Origin of the sequence: Paenarthrobacter sp. AMU7, assembly GCF_041200195.1 — a bacterium.
Classification (GTDB): domain Bacteria; phylum Actinomycetota; class Actinomycetes; order Actinomycetales; family Micrococcaceae; genus Arthrobacter.
In genome coordinates this window covers 4,693,405-4,720,121 of sequence record NZ_CP165735.1, presented here as the reverse complement: position 1 = coordinate 4,720,121, position 26,717 = coordinate 4,693,405, and the positions used below count along the sequence as shown (strand labels likewise).

34 protein-coding genes are annotated in these 26,717 nt (G+C 62.7%); 16 read left to right on the top strand and 18 right to left on the bottom strand.

Going from position 1 to position 26,717, the window contains the following annotated elements:
• Positions 1-3 precede the first annotated feature (3 nt).
• Positions 4-912 (bottom strand): hypothetical protein, encoded by a 909-nt coding sequence (locus tag ABQM86_RS21790; protein WP_369745565.1) that lies wholly within the window; start codon positions 910-912, stop codon positions 4-6.
• Between the two features lie 210 nt (positions 913-1,122).
• Between ABQM86_RS21790 and ABQM86_RS21785 the strand changes: the two genes are divergently transcribed.
• A complete protein-coding gene (locus ABQM86_RS21785) occupies positions 1,123-1,416 on the top strand; it encodes a DUF4287 domain-containing protein (RefSeq protein ID WP_207595540.1) in 294 nt (97 codons plus the stop codon).
• 85 nt (positions 1,417-1,501) lie between these two features.
• The gene (locus ABQM86_RS21780; protein WP_207595539.1) at positions 1,502-1,951 is read left to right on the top strand and encodes an SRPBCC family protein; all 450 of its coding nucleotides are present in this window, start codon (positions 1,502-1,504) and stop codon (positions 1,949-1,951) included.
• Here ABQM86_RS21780 and ABQM86_RS21775 read toward each other — a convergent pair.
• Positions 1,948-2,898 (bottom strand): hydroxymethylglutaryl-CoA lyase, encoded by a 951-nt coding sequence (locus tag ABQM86_RS21775; RefSeq protein ID WP_280625057.1) that lies wholly within the window; start codon positions 2,896-2,898, stop codon positions 1,948-1,950. The two genes, ABQM86_RS21780 and ABQM86_RS21775, sit on opposite strands and share 4 nt — an antisense overlap.
• Positions 2,895-4,145: a CaiB/BaiF CoA-transferase family protein gene (locus ABQM86_RS21770; protein WP_280625055.1), complete on the bottom strand. Its 1,251-nt coding sequence runs from the start codon at positions 4,143-4,145 to the stop codon at positions 2,895-2,897. The genes ABQM86_RS21775 and ABQM86_RS21770 overlap by 4 nt, the downstream gene beginning before the upstream one ends.
• Before the next feature lie 86 nt (positions 4,146-4,231).
• Between ABQM86_RS21770 and ABQM86_RS21765 the strand changes: the two genes are divergently transcribed.
• From ABQM86_RS21765 to ABQM86_RS21750, 4 genes are all read left to right on the top strand, one after another.
• Positions 4,232-4,744 carry an N-acetyltransferase family protein gene (locus ABQM86_RS21765; RefSeq protein WP_369745564.1) on the top strand — a complete coding sequence of 171 codons (513 nt, stop codon included), beginning with the start codon at positions 4,232-4,234 and terminating at the stop codon, positions 4,742-4,744.
• 63 nt (positions 4,745-4,807) lie between these two features.
• Positions 4,808-5,884 carry an alpha/beta hydrolase gene (locus ABQM86_RS21760; protein ID WP_280625047.1) on the top strand — a complete coding sequence of 359 codons (1,077 nt, stop codon included), beginning with the start codon at positions 4,808-4,810 and terminating at the stop codon, positions 5,882-5,884.
• A 56-nt stretch (positions 5,885-5,940) separates the two neighbouring features.
• Positions 5,941-6,900, top strand: a complete 960-nt coding sequence (locus ABQM86_RS21755; protein WP_369745563.1) for an alpha/beta hydrolase — start codon at positions 5,941-5,943, stop codon at positions 6,898-6,900.
• Positions 6,901-6,991: 91 nt separating this feature from the next.
• Complete coding sequence (locus ABQM86_RS21750) at positions 6,992-7,618, top strand: FMN reductase (protein WP_369746702.1); 627 nt, start codon at positions 6,992-6,994, stop codon at positions 7,616-7,618.
• Here ABQM86_RS21750 and ABQM86_RS21745 read toward each other — a convergent pair.
• Entirely contained in the window at positions 7,604-8,086 is a 483-nt protein-coding gene (locus tag ABQM86_RS21745) for a MepB family protein (protein ID WP_369745562.1), read from the bottom strand. The two genes, ABQM86_RS21750 and ABQM86_RS21745, sit on opposite strands and share 15 nt — an antisense overlap.
• Positions 8,087-8,189: 103 nt before the next feature.
• Between ABQM86_RS21745 and ABQM86_RS21740 the strand changes: the two genes are divergently transcribed.
• Positions 8,190-8,549 carry a zf-TFIIB domain-containing protein gene (locus ABQM86_RS21740; RefSeq protein WP_369745561.1) on the top strand — a complete coding sequence of 120 codons (360 nt, stop codon included), beginning with the start codon at positions 8,190-8,192 and terminating at the stop codon, positions 8,547-8,549.
• A 6-nt stretch (positions 8,550-8,555) separates the two neighbouring features.
• Here the strand turns inward: ABQM86_RS21740 and ABQM86_RS21735 are convergent, their stop codons facing one another.
• Together ABQM86_RS21735 and ABQM86_RS21730 are read right to left on the bottom strand one after the other, a co-directional pair.
• Positions 8,556-9,131 (bottom strand): hypothetical protein, encoded by a 576-nt coding sequence (locus ABQM86_RS21735; RefSeq protein ID WP_369745560.1) that lies wholly within the window; start codon positions 9,129-9,131, stop codon positions 8,556-8,558.
• 7 nt (positions 9,132-9,138) lie between these two features.
• Positions 9,139-9,612: a hypothetical protein gene (locus ABQM86_RS21730; protein WP_369746701.1), complete on the bottom strand. Its 474-nt coding sequence runs from the start codon at positions 9,610-9,612 to the stop codon at positions 9,139-9,141.
• Positions 9,613-10,206: 594 nt separating this feature from the next.
• Here ABQM86_RS21730 and dnaB point away from each other — a divergent pair.
• Both dnaB and ABQM86_RS21720 read left to right on the top strand, forming a co-directional pair.
• The gene (dnaB, locus tag ABQM86_RS21725) at positions 10,207-11,595 is read left to right on the top strand and encodes a replicative DNA helicase (RefSeq protein ID WP_369745559.1); all 1,389 of its coding nucleotides are present in this window, start codon (positions 10,207-10,209) and stop codon (positions 11,593-11,595) included.
• Positions 11,596-11,690: 95 nt separating this feature from the next.
• Positions 11,691-12,422, top strand: coding sequence for a hypothetical protein (locus ABQM86_RS21720; RefSeq protein ID WP_280625041.1), 732 nt, complete (start codon positions 11,691-11,693; stop codon positions 12,420-12,422).
• Positions 12,423-12,483: 61 nt separating this feature from the next.
• Here the strand turns inward: ABQM86_RS21720 and ABQM86_RS21715 are convergent, their stop codons facing one another.
• Positions 12,484-13,041 carry an AAA family ATPase gene (locus ABQM86_RS21715; RefSeq protein WP_280625039.1) on the bottom strand — a complete coding sequence of 186 codons (558 nt, stop codon included), beginning with the start codon at positions 13,039-13,041 and terminating at the stop codon, positions 12,484-12,486.
• A gap of 95 nt (positions 13,042-13,136) precedes the next feature.
• Here ABQM86_RS21715 and ABQM86_RS21710 point away from each other — a divergent pair, with 95 nt between their 5' ends.
• Complete coding sequence (locus tag ABQM86_RS21710) at positions 13,137-13,874, top strand: VOC family protein (RefSeq protein ID WP_369745558.1); 738 nt, start codon at positions 13,137-13,139, stop codon at positions 13,872-13,874.
• A 16-nt stretch (positions 13,875-13,890) separates the two neighbouring features.
• Here ABQM86_RS21710 and ABQM86_RS21705 read toward each other — a convergent pair whose 3' ends face one another.
• Positions 13,891-14,145, bottom strand: coding sequence for a histidine kinase dimerization/phospho-acceptor domain-containing protein (locus ABQM86_RS21705; protein ID WP_280628059.1), 255 nt, complete (start codon positions 14,143-14,145; stop codon positions 13,891-13,893).
• Positions 14,146-14,256: 111 nt separating this feature from the next.
• Positions 14,257-15,231 carry an acyl-CoA thioesterase gene (locus tag ABQM86_RS21700; protein ID WP_207595521.1) on the bottom strand — a complete coding sequence of 325 codons (975 nt, stop codon included), beginning with the start codon at positions 15,229-15,231 and terminating at the stop codon, positions 14,257-14,259.
• Positions 15,232-15,367: 136 nt separating this feature from the next.
• Here ABQM86_RS21700 and aztD point away from each other — a divergent pair, with 136 nt between their 5' ends.
• Positions 15,368-16,681: a zinc metallochaperone AztD gene (gene aztD, locus ABQM86_RS21695; RefSeq protein ID WP_369745557.1), complete on the top strand. Its 1,314-nt coding sequence runs from the start codon at positions 15,368-15,370 to the stop codon at positions 16,679-16,681.
• A gap of 128 nt (positions 16,682-16,809) precedes the next feature.
• Here aztD and ABQM86_RS21690 read toward each other — a convergent pair whose 3' ends face one another.
• The 3 genes from ABQM86_RS21690 to ABQM86_RS21680 form a co-directional block, all read right to left on the bottom strand.
• Positions 16,810-17,244 (bottom strand): DoxX family protein, encoded by a 435-nt coding sequence (locus ABQM86_RS21690; RefSeq protein WP_369745556.1) that lies wholly within the window; start codon positions 17,242-17,244, stop codon positions 16,810-16,812.
• Between the two features lie 67 nt (positions 17,245-17,311).
• Complete coding sequence (locus ABQM86_RS21685; protein ID WP_089597002.1) at positions 17,312-17,722, bottom strand: GNAT family N-acetyltransferase; 411 nt, start codon at positions 17,720-17,722, stop codon at positions 17,312-17,314.
• Entirely contained in the window at positions 17,719-18,318 is a 600-nt protein-coding gene (locus tag ABQM86_RS21680) for an antibiotic biosynthesis monooxygenase (RefSeq protein ID WP_089597001.1), read from the bottom strand. Before ABQM86_RS21680 ends, ABQM86_RS21685 begins: the two co-directional genes overlap by 4 nt.
• 41 nt (positions 18,319-18,359) lie before the next feature.
• Between ABQM86_RS21680 and ABQM86_RS21675 the strand changes: the two genes are divergently transcribed.
• The 3 genes from ABQM86_RS21675 (at position 18,360) to ABQM86_RS21665 (ending at position 20,707) form a co-directional block, all read left to right on the top strand.
• Positions 18,360-19,700: an MATE family efflux transporter gene (locus ABQM86_RS21675; RefSeq protein WP_207595518.1), complete on the top strand. Its 1,341-nt coding sequence runs from the start codon at positions 18,360-18,362 to the stop codon at positions 19,698-19,700.
• A gap of 9 nt (positions 19,701-19,709) precedes the next feature.
• Positions 19,710-20,294, top strand: a complete 585-nt coding sequence (locus ABQM86_RS21670; RefSeq protein ID WP_369745555.1) for a DUF308 domain-containing protein — start codon at positions 19,710-19,712, stop codon at positions 20,292-20,294.
• 68 nt (positions 20,295-20,362) lie between these two features.
• Complete coding sequence (locus tag ABQM86_RS21665) at positions 20,363-20,707, top strand: hypothetical protein (RefSeq protein ID WP_207595517.1); 345 nt, start codon at positions 20,363-20,365, stop codon at positions 20,705-20,707.
• A 133-nt stretch (positions 20,708-20,840) separates the two neighbouring features.
• Here the strand turns inward: ABQM86_RS21665 and ABQM86_RS21660 are convergent, their stop codons facing one another.
• Positions 20,841-21,200 (bottom strand): DUF1801 domain-containing protein, encoded by a 360-nt coding sequence (locus ABQM86_RS21660; RefSeq protein ID WP_337340084.1) that lies wholly within the window; start codon positions 21,198-21,200, stop codon positions 20,841-20,843.
• Positions 21,201-21,248: 48 nt separating this feature from the next.
• A complete protein-coding gene (locus ABQM86_RS21655) occupies positions 21,249-21,797 on the bottom strand; it encodes a CGNR zinc finger domain-containing protein (RefSeq protein ID WP_207595515.1) in 549 nt (182 codons plus the stop codon).
• 71 nt (positions 21,798-21,868) lie between these two features.
• Here ABQM86_RS21655 and ABQM86_RS21650 point away from each other — a divergent pair, with 71 nt between their 5' ends.
• The gene (locus tag ABQM86_RS21650; RefSeq protein ID WP_369745554.1) at positions 21,869-22,915 is read left to right on the top strand and encodes a DMT family transporter; all 1,047 of its coding nucleotides are present in this window, start codon (positions 21,869-21,871) and stop codon (positions 22,913-22,915) included.
• Positions 22,916-22,977: 62 nt separating this feature from the next.
• On the opposite strand, the gene ABQM86_RS21645 is transcribed toward ABQM86_RS21650, so the two are convergent.
• Complete coding sequence (locus ABQM86_RS21645; RefSeq protein ID WP_011776688.1) at positions 22,978-23,241, bottom strand: WXG100 family type VII secretion target; 264 nt, start codon at positions 23,239-23,241, stop codon at positions 22,978-22,980.
• Positions 23,242-23,399: 158 nt separating this feature from the next.
• On the opposite strand from ABQM86_RS21645, the gene ABQM86_RS21640 reads away from it, so the two are divergent.
• Positions 23,400-23,672, top strand: a complete 273-nt coding sequence (locus ABQM86_RS21640) for a DUF2277 domain-containing protein (protein ID WP_089596993.1) — start codon at positions 23,400-23,402, stop codon at positions 23,670-23,672.
• A 25-nt stretch (positions 23,673-23,697) separates the two neighbouring features.
• Here the strand turns inward: ABQM86_RS21640 and ABQM86_RS21635 are convergent, their stop codons facing one another.
• From ABQM86_RS21635 to ABQM86_RS21625, 3 genes are read right to left on the bottom strand one after another with little or no spacing between them, the layout of a single operon-like run.
• Positions 23,698-26,022, bottom strand: a complete 2,325-nt coding sequence (locus tag ABQM86_RS21635; RefSeq protein ID WP_369745553.1) for a heavy metal translocating P-type ATPase — start codon at positions 26,020-26,022, stop codon at positions 23,698-23,700.
• Between the two features lie 8 nt (positions 26,023-26,030).
• On the bottom strand, positions 26,031-26,264 hold the full coding sequence (locus tag ABQM86_RS21630) for a heavy-metal-associated domain-containing protein (protein WP_232481475.1): 234 nt from the start codon (positions 26,262-26,264) through the stop codon (positions 26,031-26,033).
• A 49-nt stretch (positions 26,265-26,313) separates the two neighbouring features.
• Positions 26,314-26,679: a metal-sensitive transcriptional regulator gene (locus ABQM86_RS21625; RefSeq protein WP_337340080.1), complete on the bottom strand. Its 366-nt coding sequence runs from the start codon at positions 26,677-26,679 to the stop codon at positions 26,314-26,316.
• Positions 26,680-26,717: the final 38 nt, after the last annotated feature.

Below are 26,717 nucleotides of genomic sequence, written 5' to 3'. Positions count from 1 at the left end.
CGCTTAGCCCGCAGTGGCGCATGCGACGGTGACGAAGTCGTAGATCCGGCCACGGAGTTCATTGGACGCCGCGATCTTCACCAACCCCTGACGTTCACCCACTGTGACCCTTAATGGCAATAGTGTCCCCACCTTGTCCTCGGCGACGGCATGTGGGTCGCAGCGCGCAGGTCTCATGTGCAAGGCCAAAACGCGTGTGGCGTCACCGGGTGCGATGGTGACGTTCCGCGGCCAGGGATCAGAGGGTGTCTCCGCCAGAAGGGTGGTTCCGTCGATCGATTCAATGGTGAGGCTTTTCGCGGATCCACCCGGCGTGGCCGGCGTCACGACAAGGCGCACGACGGCGGTGCGGCCGTCCGCTGCCACCTCAAGTGCGGGGTCCAGGACCATTGAGGCGACGGCGGCAGCTTCTGCTGCGAGGCACAGTTCGCCGGCGTTTCTGGCGAGGACGTTGAAGGGATCGGAAGCCTCGGTGATCCCGTCCACGGGTTCTTTGCCCGTTGCTGCGTAGGTGATCCTGGCGTTGAGTTCCGGTGACGCTGTGCCGGATGCTTCGCAGGCGGCCCCCGGCAAAGCAGCAGGAAGGCTTTTGGGCTGACGCGGCGGCAGCTCCAAGCTGCCTTCCAATGGTTCCCAGGAAATGTCACCGTCAAAAAGCGTGGATCGCAGCCGGGCGGCGGTCACCGTCAGGGGAGCGTCCGTGGTGTTGGTGAGCTGCAGCATGATGGCCTGCTTGCCGTATTGGTCCCGGGACTGGTTGACCTCAACGTAGATGGGTCCTGGGCTTCCGCTGGAGGGCTCCGAAACGGAGCCGCCGCCACCAGTTCCGCCGGAGTCGCACGCGCCCACAAGCGGCAGTGTCGCGGCGAAGCCCAGACCCGCCGCAAGGGAACGCCACCCTCGGCTCATCATCAGATCAGTGTAGGGGCGCCGCCAAGCAGCGCGGTACCCTCGCAGGAACCGCGGGGTCCTCCGCTGAATTGGTCTGGCTCTGATTCGTGGACGGCGGGTTCTTATGGATCCGGCCGCGCTGGGATTTCGGCACGCCCTGGTGGCGGTACGCTATGGCTCACGCAGACTTCGCAGTAATGTCCCTGAAATCTAGAACGAAAGGCCACGCCGATGTCATTCCAGGCTTATCTCGACGCCATTGAAGACAAGACCGGCCTCACTCCGAGGAAGCTCGTTGAAATCGCCGAATCCAAGGGATTCAGTGACCCTTCGGTGAAGGCCGGGACCATCCTCGAATGGCTCAAGGCTGATTATGATCTTGGCCGCGGCCATGGAATGGCGCTGGTACACGTCATTAAGAAGGGCCCACAGATCGACAGCAAGCATGTGGGTTCGGACGGCACGCACCGGGACGAGTCGGACATGCTCTGGCTGGACGGCAAGGCCAGCAAGCCACAGCCGTGACCGGGAGCGGCCTATGGCGGCCAATCCATAAGCATGCTTAGCTTAGTGTCATTGCCGTGGCCGTATCTGCTGAGAAAGGGTCCACATGTCCACCGTGACGCAGTTGTTCAGATCCCCCGCCGCCGACGTCTGGGACGTCATCGAGGACGGGTGGCTCTATCCCGGCTGGGTGGTGGGTGCTTCACGGATCCGCGCCGTCGACGATCAGTGGCCGCAGGTGGGTTCCAAGCTGCATCATTCCGTTGGGTCTTGGCCCTTCCTCATCGATGACAGCAGCAGGGTCACTGCTGTGGAACCTGGCAGAAAGCTGGAAATCCTCGCGAGAGGATGGCCTCTGGGCGAAGCCAGAATCCTGATCACCTTGGAAGACCTTGGCGGTTCCCAGTGCCGGGTGTCCATTGCAGAAGACGCCGTCCGCGGCCCGGGAAAATTGATACCCAAGGCACTGCGGGACCCCGTGATAGGAGTGCGGAACCGCGAGACGCTCAAGCGTCTGGAACTTATGGCTGCGGGCGGAGCGGGCAAGAAGAGCTAGGCCGGCCTGACCCAGTCAAAAGCCTCAGCCTTGGACCGCGCTCCCTGGGCTGCCTTGGAGCGGTTCGGTTCACCCAACTCGGCCAGGAGTTTCTCCGAAAGCACCACAAGTTCCCCGAAGACGTCCGGACCCAACCACTCAGGGCGGGTCGCAAAGAGAATGTCTTCACTGGACGTATTGCCACTGGCGCCGGGTGCGAAAGGGCAGCCGCCCAGTCCACCAAGGGCGCCGTCCACCATGGCGGCTCCGGCCTGAAGAGCGGCAAGCGTGTTTGCTACACCCAAGCCCCAGGTGTCGTGGCCGTGATAGACGATCCTGCGTGCAGGTGACTCGTCCCGAACCCGGGTGATGAGCCGGGAGACCTGTGCGGGCACGGCTTGCCCCAAGGTGTCGCAGATGACGATGTCCGTGGTGCCTTCAGCCCGCGGATCATTGGCGATGGAGAGAACGCGCTCTTCGGGAACGTAACCCTCGAACGGGCAGGTGAAGGAGGTGGCAATGCACAGTTGGATCTGGCCAGCCACCGCCCGCGCGTACTCAATGGCTTCGGGAAGTGCGGCCAAGCTCTCATCAGTGGTCCGCCCAATATTGGCCTTGTTGTGCGAGTCGGAGGCCGACAAGCAGTACTGGAAGTTCCTTGCTCCGGCGGCTGATGCTTTCGCGACGTGACCGGGGGTGGCCACCCAGATCCAGCACTTCTCCAGTTCCTCGGGGGTGAGGGCCCGGACCACGTCAAGTGTGTTGGCCATGGTGGGGACCAAATCTGCGCGGGCCATGGAACCCAGCTCAATGGCGGGCACTCCCAGCCGCAGCAGTTCCCGCACCGTCTCGATCTTCCGTTCGGTGGGCAGGATCTTCCCGGTAAGCTGGAGCCCGTCGCGCAGCGTGACGTCCCGAAGAATGGCGTTGCCCAGCGTGGTGGCCAGGGGGCTTTCGAAGTTGTTCATGGTCGGAGGGCCTCCTCGCGGCCGGAGGCCGCACTGATCTGCGCGGCATCCATTTTCAGGAGTCCGCCAAGGATTTCCTGTGTGTTTTCGCCCAGGTCCGGGCCGAGGTTTCTGATGGGCAGGGACTGGTCCCCGATCACCGGAACGATGCCCGGGAAGCCCACCCCCGGAAGAATTTCCTCGCCGGTGGACACGTCGAACTTCTGGATCATGTTGCGGGCCGCATACTGGGTGTCCGTGCTGATGTCCGCGGCGGTATAGATCGGTCCGGCCGGAACTCCTGCGGCCTCGAGGGCCGCCAGCGCCTCAGCACCGGAAAGCGCAGCTGCCCACTCGCCGATGGCCTGGTCAAGCTCCTCTCGCTGGGCCCAGCGCCCGGCATTTGTTTGCAGCGAAGGGTCTTCGGCGAGATCAGGGCGACCGATGGTCTGCATATACCGCTGAAAAATGGAGTCACCGTTGCCTGCCACCACAATGCTCGCGCCGTCCTTGCACACGTACGCGTTGGAGGGAGCAATGCCCTCCATCCGGCCGCCCACACGCTGACGGTCCACGCCGTAAGCCTGATAGTCAGGGATCAACGATTCCATCATCGAGAACATTGCCTCATTCAGCGCAACGTCGATGATGCGCTCGGTGAGCGGAACGCCACCGGCCGAGTCCCGGCGTCGTGCTTCACGCTGGTACAGGCTCATCACGGAGCCGAAGGCGGCGTACAGGCCCGCGATCGAGTCGCCGATCGAGACACCAACACGAACGGGAGCGCGGTCCGGGTCGCCCACCAGGTTGCGGAACCCGCCGTACGCTTCGGCGACGGCGGCAAAACCGGGCCGCTCGGACAGCGGCCCCGTCTGCCCGAAGGCAGAAATGCGCGTGACGATCAGCTCTGGGTTGGCCTGGTTGAGGACCTCCGGTCCCAGGCCCCACTTTTCCAAGGTGCCGGGCCGGAAGTTTTCCAGGAGAATGTCGCACTTGGCCACCAGCTCCAGCACGGCCTGCTTGCCCGCGTCGGTGCGGAGATCCAGGACCACGGACTTCTTGTTGCGGTTCAGTGTGCGGTAGAGCATGGACGTGGTGCCCTTGTGCAGGCGCCAGTTACGCAGCTCGTCGCCGGTGCCGGGCCGCTCCACCTTGATGACCTCAGCTCCGAAGTCGGCCAGCAGCCTGCCTGCCGTGGGTGCGGCAATGTAGTTGCCGAGTTCCAGGACCCGGACGCCGTCCAGTGGTGCGATGGTGTGATGTGTCATGGGCTTCCTTAATACAGGGCGTCGGCTATCCCATATTATGGGCTGCAACTCATAATGAAAGTCTTTTGCTCAAATAGACTAAGCCGGTGTACTTCACTATCCGGACAACCCGCCCAGCCGATGTACATGGCATCCTCGCCGCGGACATCGCAGCTGGGCGGACATCTCTCAGTGAGACTGAGCGATTTGCTGATGGCATCCTCGCCGCGGTCGCAGACCCCACCCGTCTCGTCGTGGTGGCCGAAGCGCGTGATGACACCACCGCGGAAGGTGGGTCCGGCGTCGTGGGTTGGGCGAAAACGCATTACTGGGACTACGCGGACGGCCCCGCGCCGGCCGGGCATTACCTGGGGGGCGTCACCGTGCGGCCTGAATTCCGGCGGATGGGCCTGGCGGCGCAGCTGACTGAGGTCCGTCTCCACTGGATGTGGGAGCGGGCGGAGTTCGCCTGGTATGTGGTCAATGCGCGCAATGAGGCGTCTCTGGCGTTGCACCGAAGATGGGGATTTTGGGAGGTCGCGCGGGGCGCCCGTTTTCACACCGTAGCGTTCGACGGCGGCGAAGGAGTGCTGCTGTCGGCGGCACGGCCGCAGGGCTGACGTCGGCAAACGCCGCGGCGGCCTTAGCATGGTCCACAGGTGCACCGACCGGGGGAGTGTGTGATGGGACCGTTGGAATCGATCCAAAGAAGTACAGATGAGAGCCGATCAGCAGGAGCGGGACCACTGTCGCGGCCTCCGCGGGTACGGTCATCGCGGCTGAAGAAGCTGGACGTTGCGATTCTGCTGGTCCTGATCGTCCTTCTGGCACTGTCGGCTACCCCGTGGCCGTCCGCGATGCTGATCCGCAGTGTTTTTGAGCGTGGGGCGCAGGCGACCATTGATGAGATGACCCCTTACGTGCCGGATACGCCTCTGCAATCCCAGGCCGGCGTGGTGTACAAGCCCGGGTCCACTTTTGATGTTTTCAGCCCGGAAGGGACCACCGCGCCGCTGCCCACCGTGGTGTGGATTCATGGGGGTGCCTGGATTTCCGGAGCGCAGCGCGACGTGAATCCGTATCTCCAGATCATCGCCGCCGAGGGTTACACCACCATCGGCATGAGCTATCCGATCGCTCCCGAAGCCACCTATCCCACTGCCGTGCGTGACATCAACGACGCCCTCGCCTACATCAAGGCCCATGCGGCCGAACTGAATGTGGACACCAGCCGCATTGTGCTCGCCGGTGACTCTGCCGGGGCCCAGCTTGCCAGCCAGATGACCACGCTCACCGTAAACCCCGAGTACGCCAATCTGATGGGGATCCAACCTGCCCTCCAGAAGTCGGAGTTGGCCGCCACCATCCTCCATTGCGGTGTGTACGATCTCCGGGCCATGGCTGACCTCAACGGCATCGTTGCCTGGGGGTTCAAGACCTCCCTTTGGGCCTACACAGGCACCAAGGACTGGTCCGCGACCTACGCCGGGGCCACCATGTCCACTATCGACTTTGTCACCGACGACTTCCCGCCTACGTTCATCAGCGGGGGCAACGGTGACGGGCTCACATGGCTCCAGTCCGTGCCCTACAGCAACCGCCTCAAAGATGCCGGCGTTCCGGTGACCGAGCTGTTCTGGCCAGCCACCCATGAGCCGGAGCTGCCGCATGAATACCAGTTCCACCTGAACTTCGATGAGGCGAGGGAGGCGCGGGACAAGACGTTCGCTTTCCTGTCCACCCATGCCCCGCGGCGCTGATCATCCGGTTCCTGGAAAAGTTCAAAGTATCTCCATGATGGAACTATTATTGGAGTATGACCACCTCCCTTAAAGTCCCACCCGCCACCCGCAGGCCGGCGCTCTTTTGGGCCTCTGTCCTGTGTGTTGGCGCCTTGGTTTTGGTGCCCCTGTGGATGTTGCTCGGGAATCCCGCTGTCCTGCGCGGACACCCGTTGCTGCCCGCGCTGTTGGTGACTGCCGTCGTCGTCGGACTTCTTTGGGCTGTTCTGCTGTGGCGCCGCCGCCGCGCGTCCCGCAAGCGTTCGGCACTAAGGGCTGCAGGCGCGTGGGTCGGGCGCGTGGCTGTGCTGGCCTTGGTGGCCATGCTCGTTTGGCTGAATCCCTTCGCCTACCAGCAGGGTGTCGTAGCGACGGGATCGTCTCCCAAGGCCTCGGTGGCTGACGAGCTGACGGCGATTGTCATGAGGCCCGAAGGGGCGCCGGCCACCAAGGGGCTCGTCTTTTACCCCGGCGCCCGCGTAGAGGCTCGGGCGTATGTGGACATCCTCAAGCCGGCAGTGGATGCCGGGGTCCTGGTGGTGATCCTCAAGACGCCCCTCAATCTCAGCTTGTTGGACGGAAACCAGGCCCGTGGCGCCATGGTTGCCCATCCGGAAATCTCCACGTGGACTGTTGGAGGTCATTCGCTGGGCGGGGTCAGCGCGGGTTCATTTGCCCTGTCCAACCAGGACGTGGACGGCCTGCTGCTGTACGCCTCCTACCCGCTGGACTCCATGCGCGACCGCGCGGGGCTGAGGGTCCTGTCCATCTCGGGCTCCGAAGACGGACTCAGTACGCCTGGGAAGATCGACGCCTCCCGCGAGCTGCTGCCCCGTGACGCCGCCTTTGTGGAAGTCCAGGGCGGTAACCATGCGTTCTTCGGGGACTACGGGCCGCAGCCCGGCGACGGCGAACCCGGCGTGGGTCGCGACGTTGCCCAGGGGCAGATTACGGCGGCCACGGTTGCGTTCCTGACGGGGATCGAGGGCGGCTAGGGCCTCCCGGGAATAGTTTCGGGCATGCGCCTGTTCATTGATTTAGATGCAAACGCATGTAAGCTGGATGAACAAGCAACAGGAGAATGCCATGGAAACCCGCCGCATCACCGTCCTTTCCGCCGGACTCGGTGTCCCGTCGTCGAGCCGCCTGCTGGCCGATCAGCTGGCCGCCTCCGCCGAGCGACAGTTGCGGGCTGCAGGGTATGACGTGAAGATCGACACCGTTGAACTGCGTGACCTTGCCGTGGATATCGCCAACAACTTCGTCACCGGCTATGCCGCGCTACGCCTCGCTGAGGTGATTGCCGGCGTCGATGATTCCGACGCCATCATCGCCGTCAGCCCCGTCTTCAGCGCCTCCTACAGTGGTTTGTTCAAGTCGTTCATCGACGTGCTGGACCCGAAGTCGCTGGATGGCAAGGCTGTTCTGCTCGGCGCCACAGGCGGCACCGATCGCCACCAGATGGTCCTCGATTACGCTATGCGCCCACTGTTCACCTACCTGCGCACCAGGATTGCCGCTACGGGCGTGTTCGCGGGACCCCAGGACTGGGGAAACACCGACGACGGCGGCTCGCCCCTTTCGGCGCGCGTGGACCGCGCTGCGGGAGAACTGGTGCAGTTGCTCAGCGGCCCGCAGCCGAACCGCAAGCCCGACGCCCTTGAATCACTGCCGTTCGAACAGCTGTTGGCAGGTATTTCAGCGGGTCGGTAGCCCGCCATCAGGGGAGTAGTGGAAGTACCCGACCTGCCACGCCTGGGTCTTCCGTGCCTGGGGGTTGCTAGTGACGGACCACGGAGGATAGACGCGGAACCCGCGCTTCCCGCCTCTTCCGCTGAGGGAACTGATGCCGTGAGTGACCACGGCGGACCGGGGAAAGACGAAGTGACCGGTGTTTTCCCCTTCCCGGACGGAGATCACCAAAGTGTCGGCGTCGTTGGCATCCGGGTGGTCGGCCGGGAACGGTTCCGTACCTCCGGCAGCTGACCGCCGCCACACCGCAACGAAGAGTCCCACCTTGGTCGGCGTAACCTTGCCCACCCTGAAACGGATCACTGCAGGCCCACAGGTGGACGTTGCGGCGCCGTACTCAGAGTTGTCAGGCTCGGGAACGGGGAGGGAGCACGTCTTCCCCAGGAGGTTCATAAGCCGGTGCGCTTGGAGGACATCGGGATGAACCATCCGATCAGTATGCACGTGGTGCTGGGTGCTTGGTGAATCCCACCCCTTGGTTGGCCCGAACTTTTTCACGCGGCTGATCGTTGGGGCAACCATGAAGTGTCCTGTGGATTCCATTGACCTGGTGATGAGCGAACGAAGCGGCGTGGAGATTGACTACTGCCCGCAATGCAGGGGTGTGTGGTTGGACCGTGGGGAGCTGGACAAGATCATTGATCGCGTCGCAGCAGAAACCATCCCTGCCCCTGCCCGGCCTGCGGCCGCGCCGTCCCAGCCCCCCGTCGCGCCGCCGCCCCTCTACAATCCGTTTGAGTCCCGTCCGCAGCAGCCGCGCTATGACGACAGGGACAGGCGCGACTACGACCGCCGACGGGATGGCGATCGGCGCGAAGGCTACGATCGCGATGGGTACGGCCGTAAGCGCAAGAAAAAAGAAGGCTTCCTTGGAGACCTCTTCGACTTCTAGGTTTTCCTAGTCGTCCAACAGCTCAATAAACTCGCGGGCTTGTTTGATGGTGATGTCTGAGTGGCGCGTCAACGCGATGGCAGCGCCCTCAACATCTCCACTTTTGGCGAGCGTCCGGATTCGTCCGTAGATCTCATCGTTGAGCATGTTGCTGCTCACTTCCCGCGTCACCTCGCCTTTGCTGACGATCGCCCTGTAACGGTAAGGAAAGCGCTCGGGCTCGTCATCGTCCTCAGCCAGCAGGTCCTTGGCGGCCGGCTCCGGCGTGAAAGGCTGCGGGTGGGCCGCCAAGGCGCCTACCGCTTCACGCGAGGCACGCAGGCCTTCGCCAGTGGCCTGTAAGTAGAGCTTGATCGCTGCCATGCCCTGTCCTCGGGCGATCAGGGAGTAGAGCTGGCGGTGCTGCTCCTGGTTGAGCTTGGCGGCAGATTCCCTGGCCAGCTCGACGGGATCCTTCGGGGCGTTCGCGGCTGCGAAATCCGCTGAGGTTTCAGCAGAACGCTTGGTGAAAGAGCGAATGAGCAGGAGCACGCCCGCAATGACCGCAATGAGGATCAGGAGCGGGATGAGGATGGAATCCATGGCGTTGTCAGAGCCGATCTACGTAGTTCTTGGCGGTAAGCAGGTCCGAGTGGGTGGCTTGGCGCAGAACCTTGATGGCCTCGATTTTCTTCCCCCTGCGGACCAGGTTTTGGAGCTCGAGCGCCAGCTGCGGGTTCAGTTGGCCATTGGGAAGGACGGCAGGCTGGTGTCCGGTCTGGCCGGCAGCGTGTGAACGGGCGGCCTGGGCCTGAATAGCGGACCTGGTGTTCTCCGCCTGTTCCCGGTGGCTTGCCTCATTCTGGCTAGGCTTGGTGGTGGCTTCAATCCGGGCGCGCAGGGCCAGCGCCTCCTGCACTTGGGACGCTTGGTGCGCAGCCGAACGGGCTGCCAGTTCACGTTGATACCTCTCCGCGTCCGAGACGCCGGTATCACGCGGTTTGAAGGCCGCCGTGAGTGCCCACAACAGGCCAACGAGGACTAGAAGCGGAAGGGCAAGCGTCAACACGTCACCAAAGTTCATCCCCATGCTTAGAGCTTATGCCAGAACTTGGTTATCCACAGCACATTCCACTTCCGGCATAGGCTTCTGAGACGGTGGTGTCAAATTTAGGGCCGGTTTGTAAGATGCATCACATTTGCGGCATGTTTGGGGTGCTTTCCGCCCTTCATGAGGCTCAGAGTGGCGGAGCGTCTGTGGATGAAATTGCCCCAAATCTTTCTTTAGTCCACAGCTTGTGATGACTGTTTCCGCAGGTCAGACGCTATTTTCCTGTAAAAGAATTTCTCTATCCACAGGGTAACGCACAGTCTGTGCACAACGAGGGGCTGGTATTCCACAGGTTTTCCACAGGGGGTGTCAGGCGCCTGCTGTAACGTGTCTGGAGTGTCCATTTTGGATGCGAATATCCCTTGTTGAGTTCCCCGGACGCTGCTCCAACCACCATTGGCAGCGGGCTTGGGGAATCGGCTGTGGATAACTTGTGGATACGGAATGCTATTTTGTCGGCCCTGCCTGACATCGTCAGAGACACCGGCGGACTTAGTCACCACACACTGCGCTTTACGGGCCGCCGGGGAGTAAATCTCTGCAGCGGTACACAAATGGAGGACGGCTTTGTCAGTTACGCACTTGGACTCAATCGAGGGCACACGCGCTTCGGACTCGAGCCGGAAACCTCCCCAGGACATCCCTGCAGAACAGTCGGTACTTGGCGGCATGATGCTGTCCAAGGATGCGATCGCGGATGTCGTCGAGATCGTCCGTGGGCATGATTTCTACCGTCCGGCCCACGAGACCATCTATGAGTCCATCATTGACCTCTACGGTCGTGGCGAGCCGGCCGACGCCGTCACCGTCTCGGACGAACTGACCAAGCGCGGTGAGATCAACAGGAGTGGCGGCCCCGCCTACCTCCACGAGCTCATCCAGACAGTGCCCACCGCGGCAAACGCTGGCTACTACGCCGAGATTGTTGCCGAGCGTGCTGTCCTTCGCCGCCTTGTTAACGCCGGCACCAAGATCGTCCAGATGGGCTACGGCCAGGACGGCGAAGTGGAAGACCTTGTCAACCAGGCCCAGGCCGAGGTCTACGCTGTGGCGGAAAAGCGCACTGCAGAGGACTACGTGGCGTTGAAGGACGTCATGGAATCCACCGTGGACGAGATCGAAGCCTCCGGTCACCGCGGCGAAGGCATGACGGGTGTTCCCACTGGCTTCTACGAGCTGGACGAACTGACTCACGGGCTCCACCCCGGCCAGATGATCGTCATTGCAGCGCGTCCTGCCGTGGGTAAGTCCACGTTCGCGCTGGACTTCGCCCGTTCTGCCGCCATCAAGAACAACCTGGCTACAGTCATGTTCTCCTTGGAAATGGGCCGGAACGAGATCGCCATGCGTCTTCTGTCCGCAGAGGCCACTATTGGTCTGCAAGACCTCCGTAAGGGCACCATCAAGGACGAGCAATGGTCCAAGATCGCCACCACCATGGGTCGCATGAACGATGCTCCGCTGTTCATCGATGACAGCCCCAACATGTCCCTGATGGAGATCCGGGCCAAGTGCCGCCGCCTGAAGCAGCAGCACGACCTCAAACTGGTGATTCTCGACTACCTCCAGCTCATGAGCTCCGGCAAAAAGGTGGAATCCCGCCAGCAGGAAGTTTCCGAGTTCTCGCGTGCGCTTAAGCTGCTTGCCAAGGAGCTCCAGGTTCCCGTCATCGCCCTGTCACAGCTGAACCGTGGTTCCGAGCAGCGCCAGGACAAGCGCCCCATGGTGTCCGACCTCCGTGAATCCGGCTCCATCGAGCAGGACGCCGACATGGTCATCCTGTTGCACCGTGAAGATGTCTACGACAAAGAATCGCCCCGGGCCGGCGAAGCGGACATCCTCATTGCCAAGCACCGTAACGGTCCCACCAAGGACATCGTTGTTGCTTTCCAGGGCCACTACTCGCGTTTTGCCAATATGGCAGGCGATGCAGGCGCTGGCGGCGGCGGCTTCTAGCCTCCACGGCATGGTCCGGGGCGACCAATGAGGGCCAGTAGTCTAAGTGGAGTCCGTGACTGCGGGCGCATCACTAAGAATTATTGGGGAAACACATGAAGAAAAATTCGCTGCTCGGATTCGGGGCATCGGCACTGGTAATTTTGGCTCTCACGGCGTGTGGTGGTGGTACCACGGCCGCACAGGAATCAACGTCGGCCCCGGCCAGCGAGGCTGCTACTTCGACGCCGACGCCCGTGAAGCAGTACACCAAGGAAGAGCTCATCGGATTGGTCGGGCAGGTCAAACTGGCGGATGGCACCAGCCCCGCCGTACTCTCCGGCGACGAGCTGCTGGCGCAGTATGACTCGATGGTTAAGGGATTCGCAGGAGCCACCATCGAACCCGCCGCCTGTAAGGATCCTTTCTTGCTGGGGGCGCCGCGCACCATCGACGGTTCCACGGCGGCCGGCACGACCCGGACCAAAGCCAACGGTTTCATCAGCAGTGTGTCGTTGACCTCCGGCGTCGATGCTGCCCGTCTCAAAGACGATTTGGAGAAGAGCAAATCCCAGGCGGAAGAGTGTAAAAAGGTGTCCTACTCCGCTGAAGGGCAAACGCTCACCACCTCTACTCAGAAGGTCGAAGGCGTGGGCAACGTGCCCGGAACCGAGGGTTTCAAGACCGTAATGGTGCTCCCTGATGGAAGAAAAGGCGCCATCTTTATTGCGCACGCGATTAAGGATGGTGTCTTGATCTCCGCCTCGGCAACTGCCGAAGATGGTGTGGCCGGTGGGCCGGAAGCAGCGGGCGCCCTCATGGACCAGGCAGCAGCGCTGATCAAGTAATTCTTGAATGTCCGGGCCGCACAGGCGGGAGCTTTCCCCGCCTGTGCGGCTTTTGGTTCCCCTAATGAGCGGCCGGAGCCAGGGCCTCCACCAGGAGGCGGTAGGTCTCCTCGATGTGGCCCCTGCGGCTCGGGATCACCGTGGCAGACGGGCGATCGTCCAAGCCGCTGGTGAGGTCCTGGTACATCGATTCCAACAGTCGCCGACCTCCGCCCTGCTCCACGATGGCGGTGACACTCGCATGCCAGGGATCGTCGCTGTCGTTGCGGGAATAGAACCTTTCAACGGAAGCCTCGCGCGTGTCCATGAGGACAATTTCCCTGAGGCTGGCTCCCACCCCTTCCGCGGCCTCCCGGAACAGCAGGACTTCATCTCCTGCGTCGAGATATTGCGGCATGATCACCGTGTGTCCGGCTGCCAGATGGGTGGTGGCCATGCTGAGCGCGATCGGGCGGACCAAATTTCCGGCGGTTTGGAAGTTTTCCTCCCAGCCTCCGATCAGGCAGCGCACTTGATCGACATCAAGGTTGAGGACGCCGGGATGCTCATTCGCGTACTTTCTGGCGAGCGTCGATTTCCCGATACCGGGCGGGCCGTTCAGGAGGATCAGTTCGTTCATGGAGGACACTGTAGAACATGAACGTCGGGCGCCATGCCTTGGTCATGACGTTGCCGACCGCGAAGGCGCCTTGGCTCGGTATAGGGTAGTGCGGCATGGGACTGCGACTTGTTCAAGTGAACTTCAAAGCCCGGGATGACTCTGCTCTCGGGAAGTTTTGGGCTGACGCCCTCGGATGGGGTACTTCCAGTGAGGGACCCGGTGTGACCAACGTTGAACCCGTGGGTTTCACGTGGCCTGACCCTTCAGCCGTCTGCGTTGACGTCGTGACAGTTCCGGACCCGGAGACGGTGCAATACCGGGTGCATCTCGATCTCGCTACCACCTCTGCTGCCCACCAGGCGGAACTTATTGCGCGGCTCAAGGAGCTCGGCGCGACTCCGGCCGATATAGGGCAGGGAGAGGTGCCATGGACGGTGCTGGCAGATCCCGAGGGCAACCTGTTCTGCGTGTTGGAACCCCGCCCGATCTACCAGGACACCGGACCTATTGCCACTGTGGTGGTCAATTGCGCAGATCCGCGGGCCATGGCCACCTTCTGGAGCCGTGCCATGGACTGGACCCTCCACGAGGTGACGGATGAACACGCTAGGCTGCGTTCGTCCGCGGGGGTCGGGCCATATCTGGAGTTGCTCCGGACGGCGGACCCTGATTCATTGCAGAACCGAATACACCTCGACCTGATGCCCTACTCCGGTGACGATCAAGCGGCAGAAGTGGACCGTTTGCATACCCTGGGTGCCGTTGACGCTGACGTCGGCCAGGGCGACGTGTCATGGCGTTGCCTCGCGGACCCCGAGGGCAACGAGTTCTGTGTACTGCGGCCAGGCTGACGAACAGGCGAGGTGCCTAGCTGCCTTCGGCCAGCGGCAGCGTAAGGAACAAGTTCGTTGAGATCAACTTCTTCGATGAAGGAAGGGACTCCTTGTTTCGGGCCAGATCGATCAGGTCCTCGATGAAGGACTGCATGGCTATCAGTTCATGCTCCAGGGCCCCGGTAATGCGTTCCTTGCTGACCTGGGGAAGTTCGGAGTTCCGGAGCAGTGCTGCGTTGGTCCGCAGCGATGTCAGGGGCGTGCGCAGTTCATGGGAGGCGGCAGCGATGGCATGGCTGCAGCCGGGGCCAACCCGGCCGACGGTGGGCCTTCACCGATGACGGACAGCTCACGCGCGCTTCGATACTCAGGGTGAGCCGGCTCCCTTAGTTGCCCAACGTCAGTGGCCCGAAGCCTTCAACAGGTGATCCGGCAGCCGGTTTCCGGGTGCCCGCCCACGGATTTCCAGCAGTTCGCGGGCATGGGCGTGCAGCTTCTTGTCCTCCTCGGAGACTGGTACCCAGGACGGAATCGGCACGGCAGTGCCCGTTTCATCGCGCGCCACCATCACCGTGAGGCAATACGTGGTCAGGTTCATTTCGCGGGTCTTGGGATCTCCGGAGCGGACGTGGACTGCAATGTGCATGCCCTTGGCGCCGGTGTAGACGAGACGGGCTTCCACCTCTACGACGTGACCGATCAGCAGTGGCCGGTAGAAACGCACACCGCCGGAGAATACGGCCACAGTGTCCTTCCCGGCGTACCGGGAGGCGCACACGTAAGCGGCTTCGTCGATCCATTTCATGACGATGCCGCCGTGGACCTTGCCGCCCCAGTTCACATCTGTGGGGGACGCCATGAACCGCAGGACAACGCGCTCGGCGGTGCCGGCGTCGGTATATTCCTGGGCGTTCATCGCATTGACGATCTCCTCGCGGACCTCGATGCGCGCCAAGGCATGGTCTCGTTGCTCGATCTCTCCAGGCGTAGACGGCTCAAACTGGGGGACGGGAATCGGCTTGCCGTCGGGCCCCACTGCCACAAAGATCACCATGCACTGGCTGTGCATCGTCTCAGGGCCGCCCTTTGGATCACGCGAGCTGACCACGGTGTGGATGTGCATGGAAGAGCGGCCGGTGTAGACGATGGTGGACGTCACCTCTACCATGTCGCCGCTGTTGACCGGATCCGTGAAGTGGATGTTGCCCACATAAGCGGTGACACAATACGACTTCGACCAGCCCACTGCTGCTGCGTAGGCTGCCTTGTCCACCCACTCAAGGACCGTGCCGGCGTCGACTGACCCGCTGTGTCCGATGTCCATGGGAGCCGCGAGGAAACGGAGGGTCACTGAATTGGCGGCGTCTTCGCTCATGCTTGGAATCTTACTGTCGGCAGGTTTCTGTTACGTGAGTAAGTCAGGCCCGGCTGTCCGCGTGGACAGACACCTCAAGTGCACCCGATCGGCGGCTCGAGTTGCACCACAAATGAGAATCAATATCATTTAAGTCATGCCTCATCACCCCACTCCCATGCCCCCTGTCCGCAGTACGCGCAATAGCCGACTTCGCGCACAGCCGATTGCCGCCGTCGGGCTCTCTGCCCTCTTGCTGACAGCGTGCGCCGCCCCTGGCGGCTCAGTCGGCAACGCAGTCAACGCAGCGCCCCAAGCCACCTCCGCACCCAGCGCAAAGGAGGCTGGGGCGCCGACTCCGCGGCTTGTTTACACCCACGACGCCGGCATTTCAGTTCTGGACGCTACCTCGCTTGAGCAGGTGGGAAGTGCGGAAATGTCCGGTTTCAACCGGCTCAACCCGGCCGGCGATGGCCGGCACGTCTTCGTCTCCACGGGCGACTCCTTCCGCCTCTTCGACGCAGGCGCCTGGACGGAGCCGCACGGCGACCACAGCCACCACTATGTGGCCGAGCCCAAGCTGACTGAGTTGGCGTTTGCGGCAGACAAGGCCGGTCACGTGGTGCTGCACGGAGACAAGACCGTGCTCTTCAACGACGGTTCCGGGAAGGTGGAGAGCTTCCAAGCCTCTGCGCTGGCCGCTGCAGTAGAGGATGGGAAGTTGCCCGCGACTGATGTCTACACAACGCCCGAGGCACATCACGGTGTGGCTGTGGAGCTGGAAGACGGCAAGCTCCTGGTGACACTCGGCAACGAGGAGGGGCGCTCGGGCATCGCGGTGCTGTCGGCGGGCAAGGGCCAGGAACGCAAGGAAGTAGTGCGCAACGAAGAATGCCCCGGAGTTCACGGCGAGGCCGTAGCCGCCAACGAAGCTGTAGTGGTTGGCTGCGAAAACGGGATGCTCATCTACAAAGATGGCGCCATTACCAAGGTTGCCAGCCCTGATGCCTACGGCCGGATGGGAAACCAGGCGGGGTCCGAAAAGTCGCCGGTCATTCTCGGTGACTACAAGGTGGACAAGGCCGCCGAGCTCGAGCGGCCCACTCGGATCTCCCTGGTTAATACTGAGACGGCCAGCCTGCAGTTGGTGGATATCGGCACCAGCTACTCCTTCCGTTCGCTCGGCCGCGGGCCCGCCGGTGAGGCGCTGGTACTTGGCACGGATGGCGGCCTGCGTGTGATCGATCCCCTGACCGGTACCGTTACGACGACGATCCCGGTGGTTGGGGCTTGGGAAGAATCCACAACCTGGCAGGACCCGCGGCCAACGCTCTTTGTCCAAGGCTCGACGGCGTTCGTCACCGAGCCGGCGACTCGCACCATCCACGCGGTGGACTTGAAGACCGGCAAGGTGGCGAAGTCGGCGCAGGTGGAGCATGTCCCGAACGAGCTGACCGGCGTTAAGGGCTAGTCCCCTCACATCCCCGATCCTCTCTCACATCCCGGTGCTTAAACGCCAACGGTCTCTCACTTTTCTCAAGAAAGTGAGAGACCGTCGGTGTATAGGGGCTGTTATGTGAGAGAGCGTAGGTGGGTGGTTTATGCCAGGACGCGGAGCTTGGATCCTGAACGGCCGAACAGTGCGGCGTCGGCGGAGATTTTGCCTGCACCGGCCAGTGCGAGGGCCAAGGCGGCTCCGGCGAAGAGCAGCACCAGCTCGTACCCGCCGTTGCCGACGAAGACGCCGGCCGGCGCGTGCACCAGGAAGAGTGCGCCGACCATGTTGACGGCCAGGAGCGCTGCGAACACGCGGGTAAGGAGCCCGATGATCAGCGCGATGCCGCCCACGAGCTCCAGGGTTGCAACAATCGGCGCCACGGCCGAGGCGCCGGGCACGCCCATTTGGGCGAAGGAGGCCTGGGTGCCTGCAATGGTGAATTCGTTGAACTTCTGCCAACCGTGCGCGGCGAAGAGAAATCCTGCAATAACGCGCAGGATGGTCAGGGCTGTGGTGGTCAAGCTGGACTTGTTCATACTTCAACCCTTCAGGAGTTAAGTTGAAGTGTCAACTAATCGTGGCTTTTTATGACCAAACTCCCAGCTACCTGACTTCGCGACGCTCAAGGTAGCGGGCATCCGGTTCTGCAAAACCGAACTGCTGGTACAGCCCATGTGCATCGCTGGTGTGGAGCATCCAGCGGAAGTTTGCCCCCGGCCCGGCGTCGATCATTTCCCGGACAATGGCCTTGCCCAGCGACTGGCCGCGCGCGGATTCGTGGACGTAAACGTCGGCCAGGTAAGCGATGGCGACTCCGTCGGAGAACGCCCGGGCGTAGCCCACCATGGCGCCGGTGCGGGAATCGTAGGCACCCACGATCCGCCAAGCGTTGTCCAGCTGTGCTTCAACATCGGCGCGAGTGCGCCACCTCCCCCAGTAGACGTTGGTGGAGAGTTCATTCCAGAGCCAATCGCGATCAACGCGGTCCTTGTCTGCGGAAAGAACGTAGGTCATCGCGCAGCCCCCTTGGTCCGAACGGGACGGCTGCCGCGGGGCTTCGCCTGAAGCCATGGTTGCAGCAGCCGGGTGGTGATCGGCAGGAAGATGTACGTCATCAACGGCGTGAGGATCACGATGTTCAAGAGAACCGCGAACACCAACGGCCAGTCCTGGGTCAACGGATGCAGCAGGAAGTTGGCCAGCAGACTCAAGGGGAAGAACGGCAGGAAGATGCTGATGGCCTGCTTCCAACGCGGCGGCACCACCGTTTCGGGCACCACCACCGAGACGTCGCCAGGCCGCGAAAACCAGCCCTCAATTCCCGTGTGACGCTCCACGCGGGTGGTCTCCATCATGTCCCTGGCGCTGTCGATCCACCAGCGCCGTTCCTCGGAGTCTTCCCACTCCTGCAGCGACTCGGCGTCAGCAAAGCGATAGAGCATGTGCCATTCGGTGGAGTCCACCCCATTGCGAACCCACCCCGACCCCAGGTATCCCGGCCATTCGCGGGCGAGTTCCTGGCCGGCGTGGGCCCACGCGTTGGCTTGGCGGGTATAGCCCGGCAGGATGGTGCGGGCGACGGAAACGGTGACGGGATGCTCGTGTGACACGGCCCAAATGTACCCGGCCATCGGCGGACTAGGCTTGTTTAGTGCCACAAACCACAATTACCCCCACGCGCTCCAACGCCCGCGAGATCCTCCGCCTGGCCGTCCCCGCGTTCGGCGCGCTCATAGCCGAGCCTCTGTTCCTGCTGGCCGACTCCGCAATCGTTGGGCACCTGGGCGTCGACCAACTGGCCGGTGTAGGCCTCGCGTCCACTATTCTGCATACCGCAGTGGGGCTGATGGTTTTCCTGGCGTATTCGACGACGCCGGCAGTGGCCCGGGCGATCGGCGACGGCAAGTTGGGCAAGGCTTTGGCGGCAGGGCGCGACGGCGTGTGGTTGGCGCTGCTGCTGGGCCTGGTCCTCGCGGTGGTTGGCTTTGTGGCGGCTGAACCGCTGGTTGGCTTCATGGGAGCCACTGGAGACGTGAGGCAGTTCGCCGTCGACTATTTGCGCTGGTCCATGCCTGGCCTGGCCGCGATGCTGCTCATATTCGCCGGTACCGGCGTCCTCCGTGGGCTCCAGGACACCCGGACTCCCTTGCTGGTGGCCACTGCTGGTTTTGCATTGAACATCGCCCTCAACCTGTTCCTGGTCTATGGACTGAACCTCTCGGTAGCTGGCTCGGCGATCGGCACCAGCATTGCGCAGTGGGCCATGGCGGCGGTCTATCTGGTGATGGTGAGCCGGAATGCGCGGCAACACGGCGTGTCCTTGAAGCCCGACTGGCATGGCGTCCGCGCCATGACCAAGGTGGGTTCGTGGCTCATGCTGCGCACCCTGAGTCTCCGCCTTGCCATCCTCGCCACGGTTCTGGTGGTCACCGCCCAAGGTGCCGTGAATCTCGCGGCACACCAGTTGGCCATGACCATTTTCTCGTTCCTCGCGTTCGCCCTGGATGCCCTGGCGATTGCCGCGCAAGCCTTGATCGGCAAGGAACTCGGCGCCAGGAACGCCCAACGCGTCCGTGAGCTGACCCGCACCATGATCCGCTGGGGCCTGGGATTCGGCGTGATCACCGGTGTGCTCCTTGCCATTGCGGCACCCTGGGCCGGCTACCTCTTCACTCCCGACGCCGGTGTCCGCTCCGCCCTCACCGTCGCTCTCTGGGTCCTGGCGGTCGGGCAGCCGCTGGCAGGCTATGTCTTCGTCCTGGACGGAGTCCTCATCGGTGCCGGCGACGCGCGCTATCTGGCGATTGCCGGCGTCGTCAATCTGGTGGTGTACCTGCCGCTGCTGGTGGCCATCCACCAGTTAAGGCCCGACGGCGAGGCGGGGCTCCTCTGGCTGTGGGCCGCGTTTGCGCTGGGCTACATGCTGGCCCGCGGCGTGACTTTGGGGCTTCGCGCACGCACTGATCGATGGATGGTGCTGGGTTCCCACTAAACTGGACGGGTGACTCTCCCAGCGACTCCTGCCCAGACTCCTTCTGCCTCCGCGGCCGGACTCTGGAAACCCGTGCTGATCCGTGCCACGGTGGCACTGCTGTTTGGTGCGGTCACCATCTTCTGGGCCTCCCCGTCTGTGCACGTCCTGGCGTGGGCCGTGGGCCTGTATTTGCTTGCGACTGCCGGGGCCGTGTGGATGTCCCGGGCTTTGCCGGTGGCGGTGCCTGCCGTGATGGCGCTCGGCGGAATTGGCGCCCTGGTCACCCAGTCTGATGCGGGCGTCGCCCTTTCGGCCATGCTGGCGCTGCTGGTGCTGGGCCTCCTGGAGGTGGTGCACGGCATCCGGAAGCGCGATTCCCTGGCGCGCGACTGGCTTGTTTCCGGCGTCATGTCCGTGGGCACGGCTGTTTTGCTGCCGTTCTTCACCTCGCTCGGGGCCCATGCGCTGCTGGGTGTTACCGGCGGCGGGGCCATCATTTCCGGCGTGCTCTGGATTCTGTCCGGGCTGACCTTGCGGCACGACTCCAAGGCAACCTCCGACGGTACGGCCCAGGCCACTGCTCCCGGCGCTTCGCCCGAGGCCGTAAACTAGTAGCTGGACGTTCTACTCGTTGTAGAACTTTTGCAGACCGGCGGACACGAACCGCCATCATTGGAGGAATGACCGTGGCTGACCAGACACCAGGAGAACCGCGCAAGATGCGGACCTCGGTCAAGGGACCCCTCATGTTCTCCGCGTTCTTTGCAGTACTGGCCTTCGTGGCCGTGCTCATCTTCGCTTCGGGCGGCAGTGCAAAGGCCCCGCGGTTCGACCTCGCCTTCACCGGCGCCGGCATCGCGTTCATCGTGAGCCTTGTTGTGGCGGCCATGCTTTCCATGAGCCACAAGGAGAACGCCGATCACCTCGGCAAGGGCTCCGGGGTCAACCTCAGCTCCAAGCGTCCCGGCCACGGCGGCCCGGCTGCTCCGGACAACCAGACTGAAACGCCCGACGCCGGCCGCTAACCTTCCAGCGCTTCCCCACCGTGGTGGGGGAGCGCTTTTTTGCGCGTGCTGTGGCATTCCGCTGGCAGTCCCGAGGTCGATGGTCTCCGGCGATCGTGTGACGTGGCCGGAGAGGGTGGCTCAAGCGAAACGGTCATGCCTCGTCTGAAGGCAATTGCTGCAGCCGCCAATCGATGATCTCCTGAAGGAGCGCGATGGGGAGCGGGACGTTGTGGGGCAGTTGGATGGCGTGCTCGGTGGTTCCGTAGTCGCTCAAAGCCGTTGAGAAGTGCGTGATCGCCTGCGGTGTGGGGTAGAACCCGACGTGGCGCTTTGTTCCGGTGAAGAAGAACAACGGCTCGACGCCGAGTTTGAAAGTGGGCATGCGCCAGCTGATCGATTCCACCGCTTCAGCCGGTACGGCCGACTTGATCATCTGGTACACGGTCAGCAATCGTTGCTGTACATCGCCGTCGTATTGGTCGATGTACTCGCTGATGGAACTCGCTGTCATGGTGGATGTCCTCTATATCGACCGCATGGATAGCGCCATTATGCCCTTTTACTCGCCCTCGGCTGCCTTCCTTGCCCGGTAGGCGGCAACGTGGACTCGGTTGGCGCAATTACCGGTGTCGCAGTAGAGCTTGGACCGGTTGCGGCTGAGGTCCAGCACAACGGCGTCGCAGTCCTCGGCCGCGCACACGCGCATGCGGTCCATTTCCTTGCCGCGGATGACGTCGACGATGGCCATGGCTGCCTCGGTGCCCATCCGGTCTGCCAGGGGAGCATCAGGCGTGGTGGCGTGGAGGTGCCAGTCCCAGTGGTCATGCTTCACCAGTTGGGGGAGCGCCTTGGCATCGATCAGCAGTTTGTTGACGGACTTGGCCGCCGTATCCTCGTCGGCACTCCAGAGCGCTGCGAGTTCGCTGCGGAGACGCTTGATACTGGTCAGTTCCGCAGGGGAGTTAACCCTGGAACCCGTGAACTCTTCGGCGTCCAGAAAGGCGTTGAGGTCCTCCAGCGTTGCGAGCGATTCCTCTCCGTTGGCGGCAGTGTTGATGAGATTTACGACGCTGCGAAGGGCAATTTCGGTGTCAGGCGCAAAAAGCACTTTGACTCCTTACAAGTTCCGGGAGTACTGTCATGACCATAAGCCCACTTTACTCCTGACAGGAGGCTGCTGTGTCAGCTCCAACGACGAAGGCTGATGCACAAGGTTTCCTGGCATCAGGACTCGGCATCGCACTCTTTTCTTCCGCTGTCTTTGGCACGTCCGGCTCGTTCGCCAAATCGATGCTGGAAACCGGGTGGTCACCCGGAGCTGCTGTTGCCGTGCGCCTCACCGGTGCCGCGCTGATTCTGTTGATTCCCGCCGTCGTGGTCCTCCGCGGCCGCTGGCACCAACTCAAGGACAACTGGCTGACCATCCTGTTGTTCGGCTTGATCGGCGTCGCAGGATGCCAACTGTTCTACTTCAACGCCGTCGCGCGGTTGTCCGTGGGTGTCGCCCTGTTGCTGGAATACCTGGCCCCGGTGATGATCGTTTTGTGGCTGTGGATCGCAAGCCGCCGCCGGCCCCGGGCACTTACCTCCGTGGGCGCACTCCTGTCACTGGGTGGCCTGGTCCTGGTGCTCGACCTGACCGGTGCCGTAAAGGTGGACTTCATCGGTGTTCTTTGGGGCATGGCCGCGGCCGTGTGCCTGGTGATCTACTTCTTCATCACCGCCAAGGAGAACGACACCCTGCCTCCGCTGGTGCTCGCGTCCGGTGGGCTTATGGTGGGTGCGCTGGTGATGTGGCTGGTCGGCCTGCTGGGTTTGCTGCCCATGACGTTCAGCACCGCCGATACAACCCTCGGACCTTGGACAACGCCGTGGTGGGTGTCCGCCGTCGGACTCATCATCCTGGCCACTGTCCTTGCCTATGTTTCCGGAATCATGGCCGCGCGGAGCCTGGGTTCCAAAGTGGCATCGTTCGTGTCCCTGACCGAAGTTCTGTTCGCGGTGATCTGGGCATGGTTGCTGCTGGGCGAACTCCCTGGCCCCATCCAGTTGCTGGGCGGACTCTTCATTGTGGGCGGCGTAGTCCTGGTCCGCGTCGATGAGCTCCGGGGAGACCGACGCGCCGCTAAAGGCCAGACCGCTGAGGTTGCGGCCCGGGTCCTGGACCACCCGAACGACGTCGAACCCGTCCCGTCAGGGTCCGTCACCAAAGCGCCCCGCAGCTAAGCCGGCGGACCTTAAAAGCAGAGAACCCGGACGCTTGCGCGTCCGGGTTCTTCCCAACTGTCTTAGTTGGAGGCCTGCTGCTGCTGCTCAGCGTTCTTCTGAGCGCGATCGCCGGCTTCGCGAAGTGCGTCGGCAACCTTCTTCAGGTTCGAAGCGTGCTGGCTGTCCCACTCGCCGCGGAACTTGTCAGCGTCCGGGCCCTTCCAGTCGGTGCCGTCAAGTGCACCCTTGAGCTGTGAACGCTGCTGCTCGATGTTCTCGGCACCTGCCTTCAGCTTGTTACCGAGCTGACGAAGCTGATCAACATCTGCACCCCAAATAGCCATGAGATTCTCCTTCATTTGTTCGGACCCGAGCTCTTCGGCATCCCCAGCGGCCTCCGGCTCATCCGGAAGATCCAATAACTAAAACCTATCCCGGGAATCCAAAAACCGTCGATGGGCACCCCTCCCCATACAGCACTGCCCATAGTTAGCATGGGGTTATGTGCCGCAATATCAGGACCCTGCATAACTTCGAACCGCATGCTACGAACGCCGAAGTGGAGGCCGCAGCGCTGCAATACGTGCGCAAGATCAGTGGATCCACCAAGCCTTCCAAAGCCAACGAGGAAGCCTTCGCCGAGGCGGTCCACGAGATTGCCCACATTACGCAGCATCTCCTGGACTCCCTGGTGAGCCACGCTCCGGCGAAGAACCGGGAAGAGGAAGCAGCAAAAGCAAAGGCCCGGTCGGCCGTCCGTTTCGGGACGGCCTAACCAGGCCCCTGTTCGCTTTCCGGGTCTATTTCCCGAACGACCGCAGCCTCAGCGAGTTCGCTACCACCAGCACTGAGCTCGCTGCCATCGCTGCGCCGGCGATCATCGGGTTCAGGAATCCGAGAGCTGCCACCGGGATGCCGATCGCGTTGTAGAAGAATGCCCAGAACAGGTTGGTCTTGATGGTGGACAGGGTCTTGCGGGACAACTCAATCGCCTGCACCAGCTGACCAAGGTCGCTGCCCATCACCGTGAGGTCTGAGGCTTCGATGGCGACATCCGTGCCCGAGCCCATGGCGATGCCAAGGTCCGACTGTGCCAAGGCTGCAGCGTCGTTGACGCCGTCACCGGCCATGGCCACCGTAGCGCCGGAAGCCTGCAGCTTCCTGACAGCCTCGACCTTGCCCTCCGGCAGAACACCGGCGAATACGTCCTCAGGCGAAATCCCGACGGCGGCAGCCACCTGGGCGGCCACGGCAGCGTTGTCGCCGGTCAACAGGATGGGACGGATGCCCAGGTCCTTCAACTTCTGGATTGCCGCTGCCGAACCGGGCTTGATGGTATCGCTCAGGCTGATAATGCCGGCAGGCTGGCCGTCGACGGCAACCCAGATCGCCGTGGCACCACCGTTTTCCTCCGAGGTAAGTGCTTCACGGTGACTTGAGTCGAGCGTAACGCCGTTCTCCTCGAGCCAGCCGGAGCGCCCGACGACGACAGTCCTGGTCACCCCGTCCAGCGCAATGGTTCCCCGGACGCCGCCGCCCGGAGCGGAACTGAAGCCCTCAACGCGAGGCAGGCTGCCGGCGTCGTGCAGTGCTTCTTGCGCCGAGGCGGCAATCGCGTGGGCGATCGGGTGCTCGGAAGCGGCTTCCACGGCTCCTGCCAATGTCAGGACGGTGGCCGCTGAATGGCCGTTCAGTGCGACAGTGTGGTCGACTGCGAGCTTGCCGCTGGTTACGGTGCCCGTCTTGTCCAGCAGGATGGTGTCCACGTGCCGGGTGTCCTCAAGGACCTGTGGGCCCTTGATGAGAATGCCCAGCTGAGCGCCGCGGCCCGTTCCCGTCAGCAGACCCACAGGAGTGGCCAGGCCCAAGGCGCAGGGGCAAGCGATAACCAGGACAGCGACCGCGGCCGTGAAGGCTGCGTTGAGGTCACCCGAGAAGAACAGCCACAACAGGAACGTGACCAGGGCAATCACCAAAACGATCGGCACAAAGACCGAACTGATCCTGTCCGCGAGCCGGGCAATAGGTGCTTTCCCGGTTTGTGCCTGGCTGACCAGGCGACCCATCTGGGCGAGCGTCGTGTCAGAACCAACACGGGTTGCACGCACCAGCAGGCGGCCGGACGTGTTGATGGTAGCGCCTGTCACCGCGCTCCCGGGTCCAACCTCGACCGGCACCGATTCGCCCGTCACCAGTGAAGCGTCGACGGCGGAAGCACCATCAGTGACCACGCCGTCAGTGGCGATCTTCTCGCCCGGGCGGACCACAATGAGGTCGTCCACCAGGAGTTGATCGGCCGGAATCTTCTGCTCCACACCGTCCACCAGGATCGTGGCATCCTTGGCACCCAGATTCAGCAGGGCCTTGAGTGCATTGCCGGCCTTGGCCTTCGCGTTCGCCTCGAGGTAGCGCCCCAGCAGCAGGAACGTGGTGACCACGGCGGCGACCTCGAAGTACAGCCCGCCGCCGGACATGCTCTCCATGCCGGGGTGTTCAGTCATCCGGGGGTCCGCGAACAACTGCCACGCAGAGTAGAGGTACGCGGCGATCACACCGATGGACACCAGCGTGTCCATGGTGGAGGCGAAGTGGCGGGCGTTGACGGCAGCAGCCCTGTGGAACGGCCAGGCAGCCCAACTCACCACCGGCAGGGCCAACGCCCCGACAACCCAACCCCAGTTTGCGAACTGGAGGGCGGGGATCATCGAGATGGCGAAGACTGGAACGGTCAGGAGGGCGGCGACGATCAGGCGGGGCCGGAGCGTCGATGCGGAGGGGCCGTGCTCCATGTGATTTTCGTGCCCGGCATCATGCTCTGATTCCGGAGCCTCGTTGCCGTGGTGGTGCTCATGGGGACGGGGTTCGCGGGCGTGGGGCGTTGGGGCTTGGCGGACGGTGGCTTTGTAGCCTGTGGCGTTGACCGTGTCGACGATCTGCTGGTCCGTCACGGTTGCCGGGACGGTGACATGGGCTGATTCGAGGGGCAGGTTGACGCTTGCCTCGACGCCTTCAAGTTTGCCCAGTTTCCGTTCCACTCGATTGACGCACGAGGCGCAGGTCATGCCCTCGATGTCCAGTTCAATGACCCTGTGTGCAGGTTGGTTGAAAGTCTCCTGGGTACTCAAGAGGACTCCTAAGCTTCGTTGGCTACCACCAGGTAGCCGGCTTCTGCCACGGCTTCGCCAATTTCAGACGGCGAGAGCTCCTTGGTTGAGGTGATGGTTACGGTGGACAGCCCACCGGGGTTGAGGTCTACGGCAACGTTTTCGACGCCGGTGAGAGACTCAAGTTCTTCGCTCACGCTGGAGACGCAGTGGCCGCAGGTCATGCCGGAAACGTTGACGTTGGTCTGGATGGTCTGGCTCATGGAGCTCTCCTTGGTGGTGAGTTGAATGGTGTGGTGGTTGTTGGCGGAATTACCGCAGCAGGCGCCCGATGGCATCGGTGGCCTCCTTCACTTTGGCGTCGATCTGTTCGGCGCGGGCTTCCGGGTTGGGCTCGGAGGCAGCGCCGACCACACAGTGGCCGATGTGCTCCTCTACGAGTCCAAGGCTGACGGCATGGAGGGCCTTGGTGGCGGCGGCTACTTGGGTCAGGATGTCGATGCAGTACTTGTCGTCCTCCACCATCCGCGCGATTCCGCGGACTTGCCCCTCGATCCGTTTCAATCGTTTGAGGTAGGCATCCTTGTTGCTGGTGTACCCGTGGGGTGCGGCGTGCTCCGGTTCCACGTTGATGGTGGATGCATCAGGTTGGCCAATGCTCAGATCTGGCGTGCTCATGACACAAACTTATACCCCATGGGGGTATAAAGCAAGTA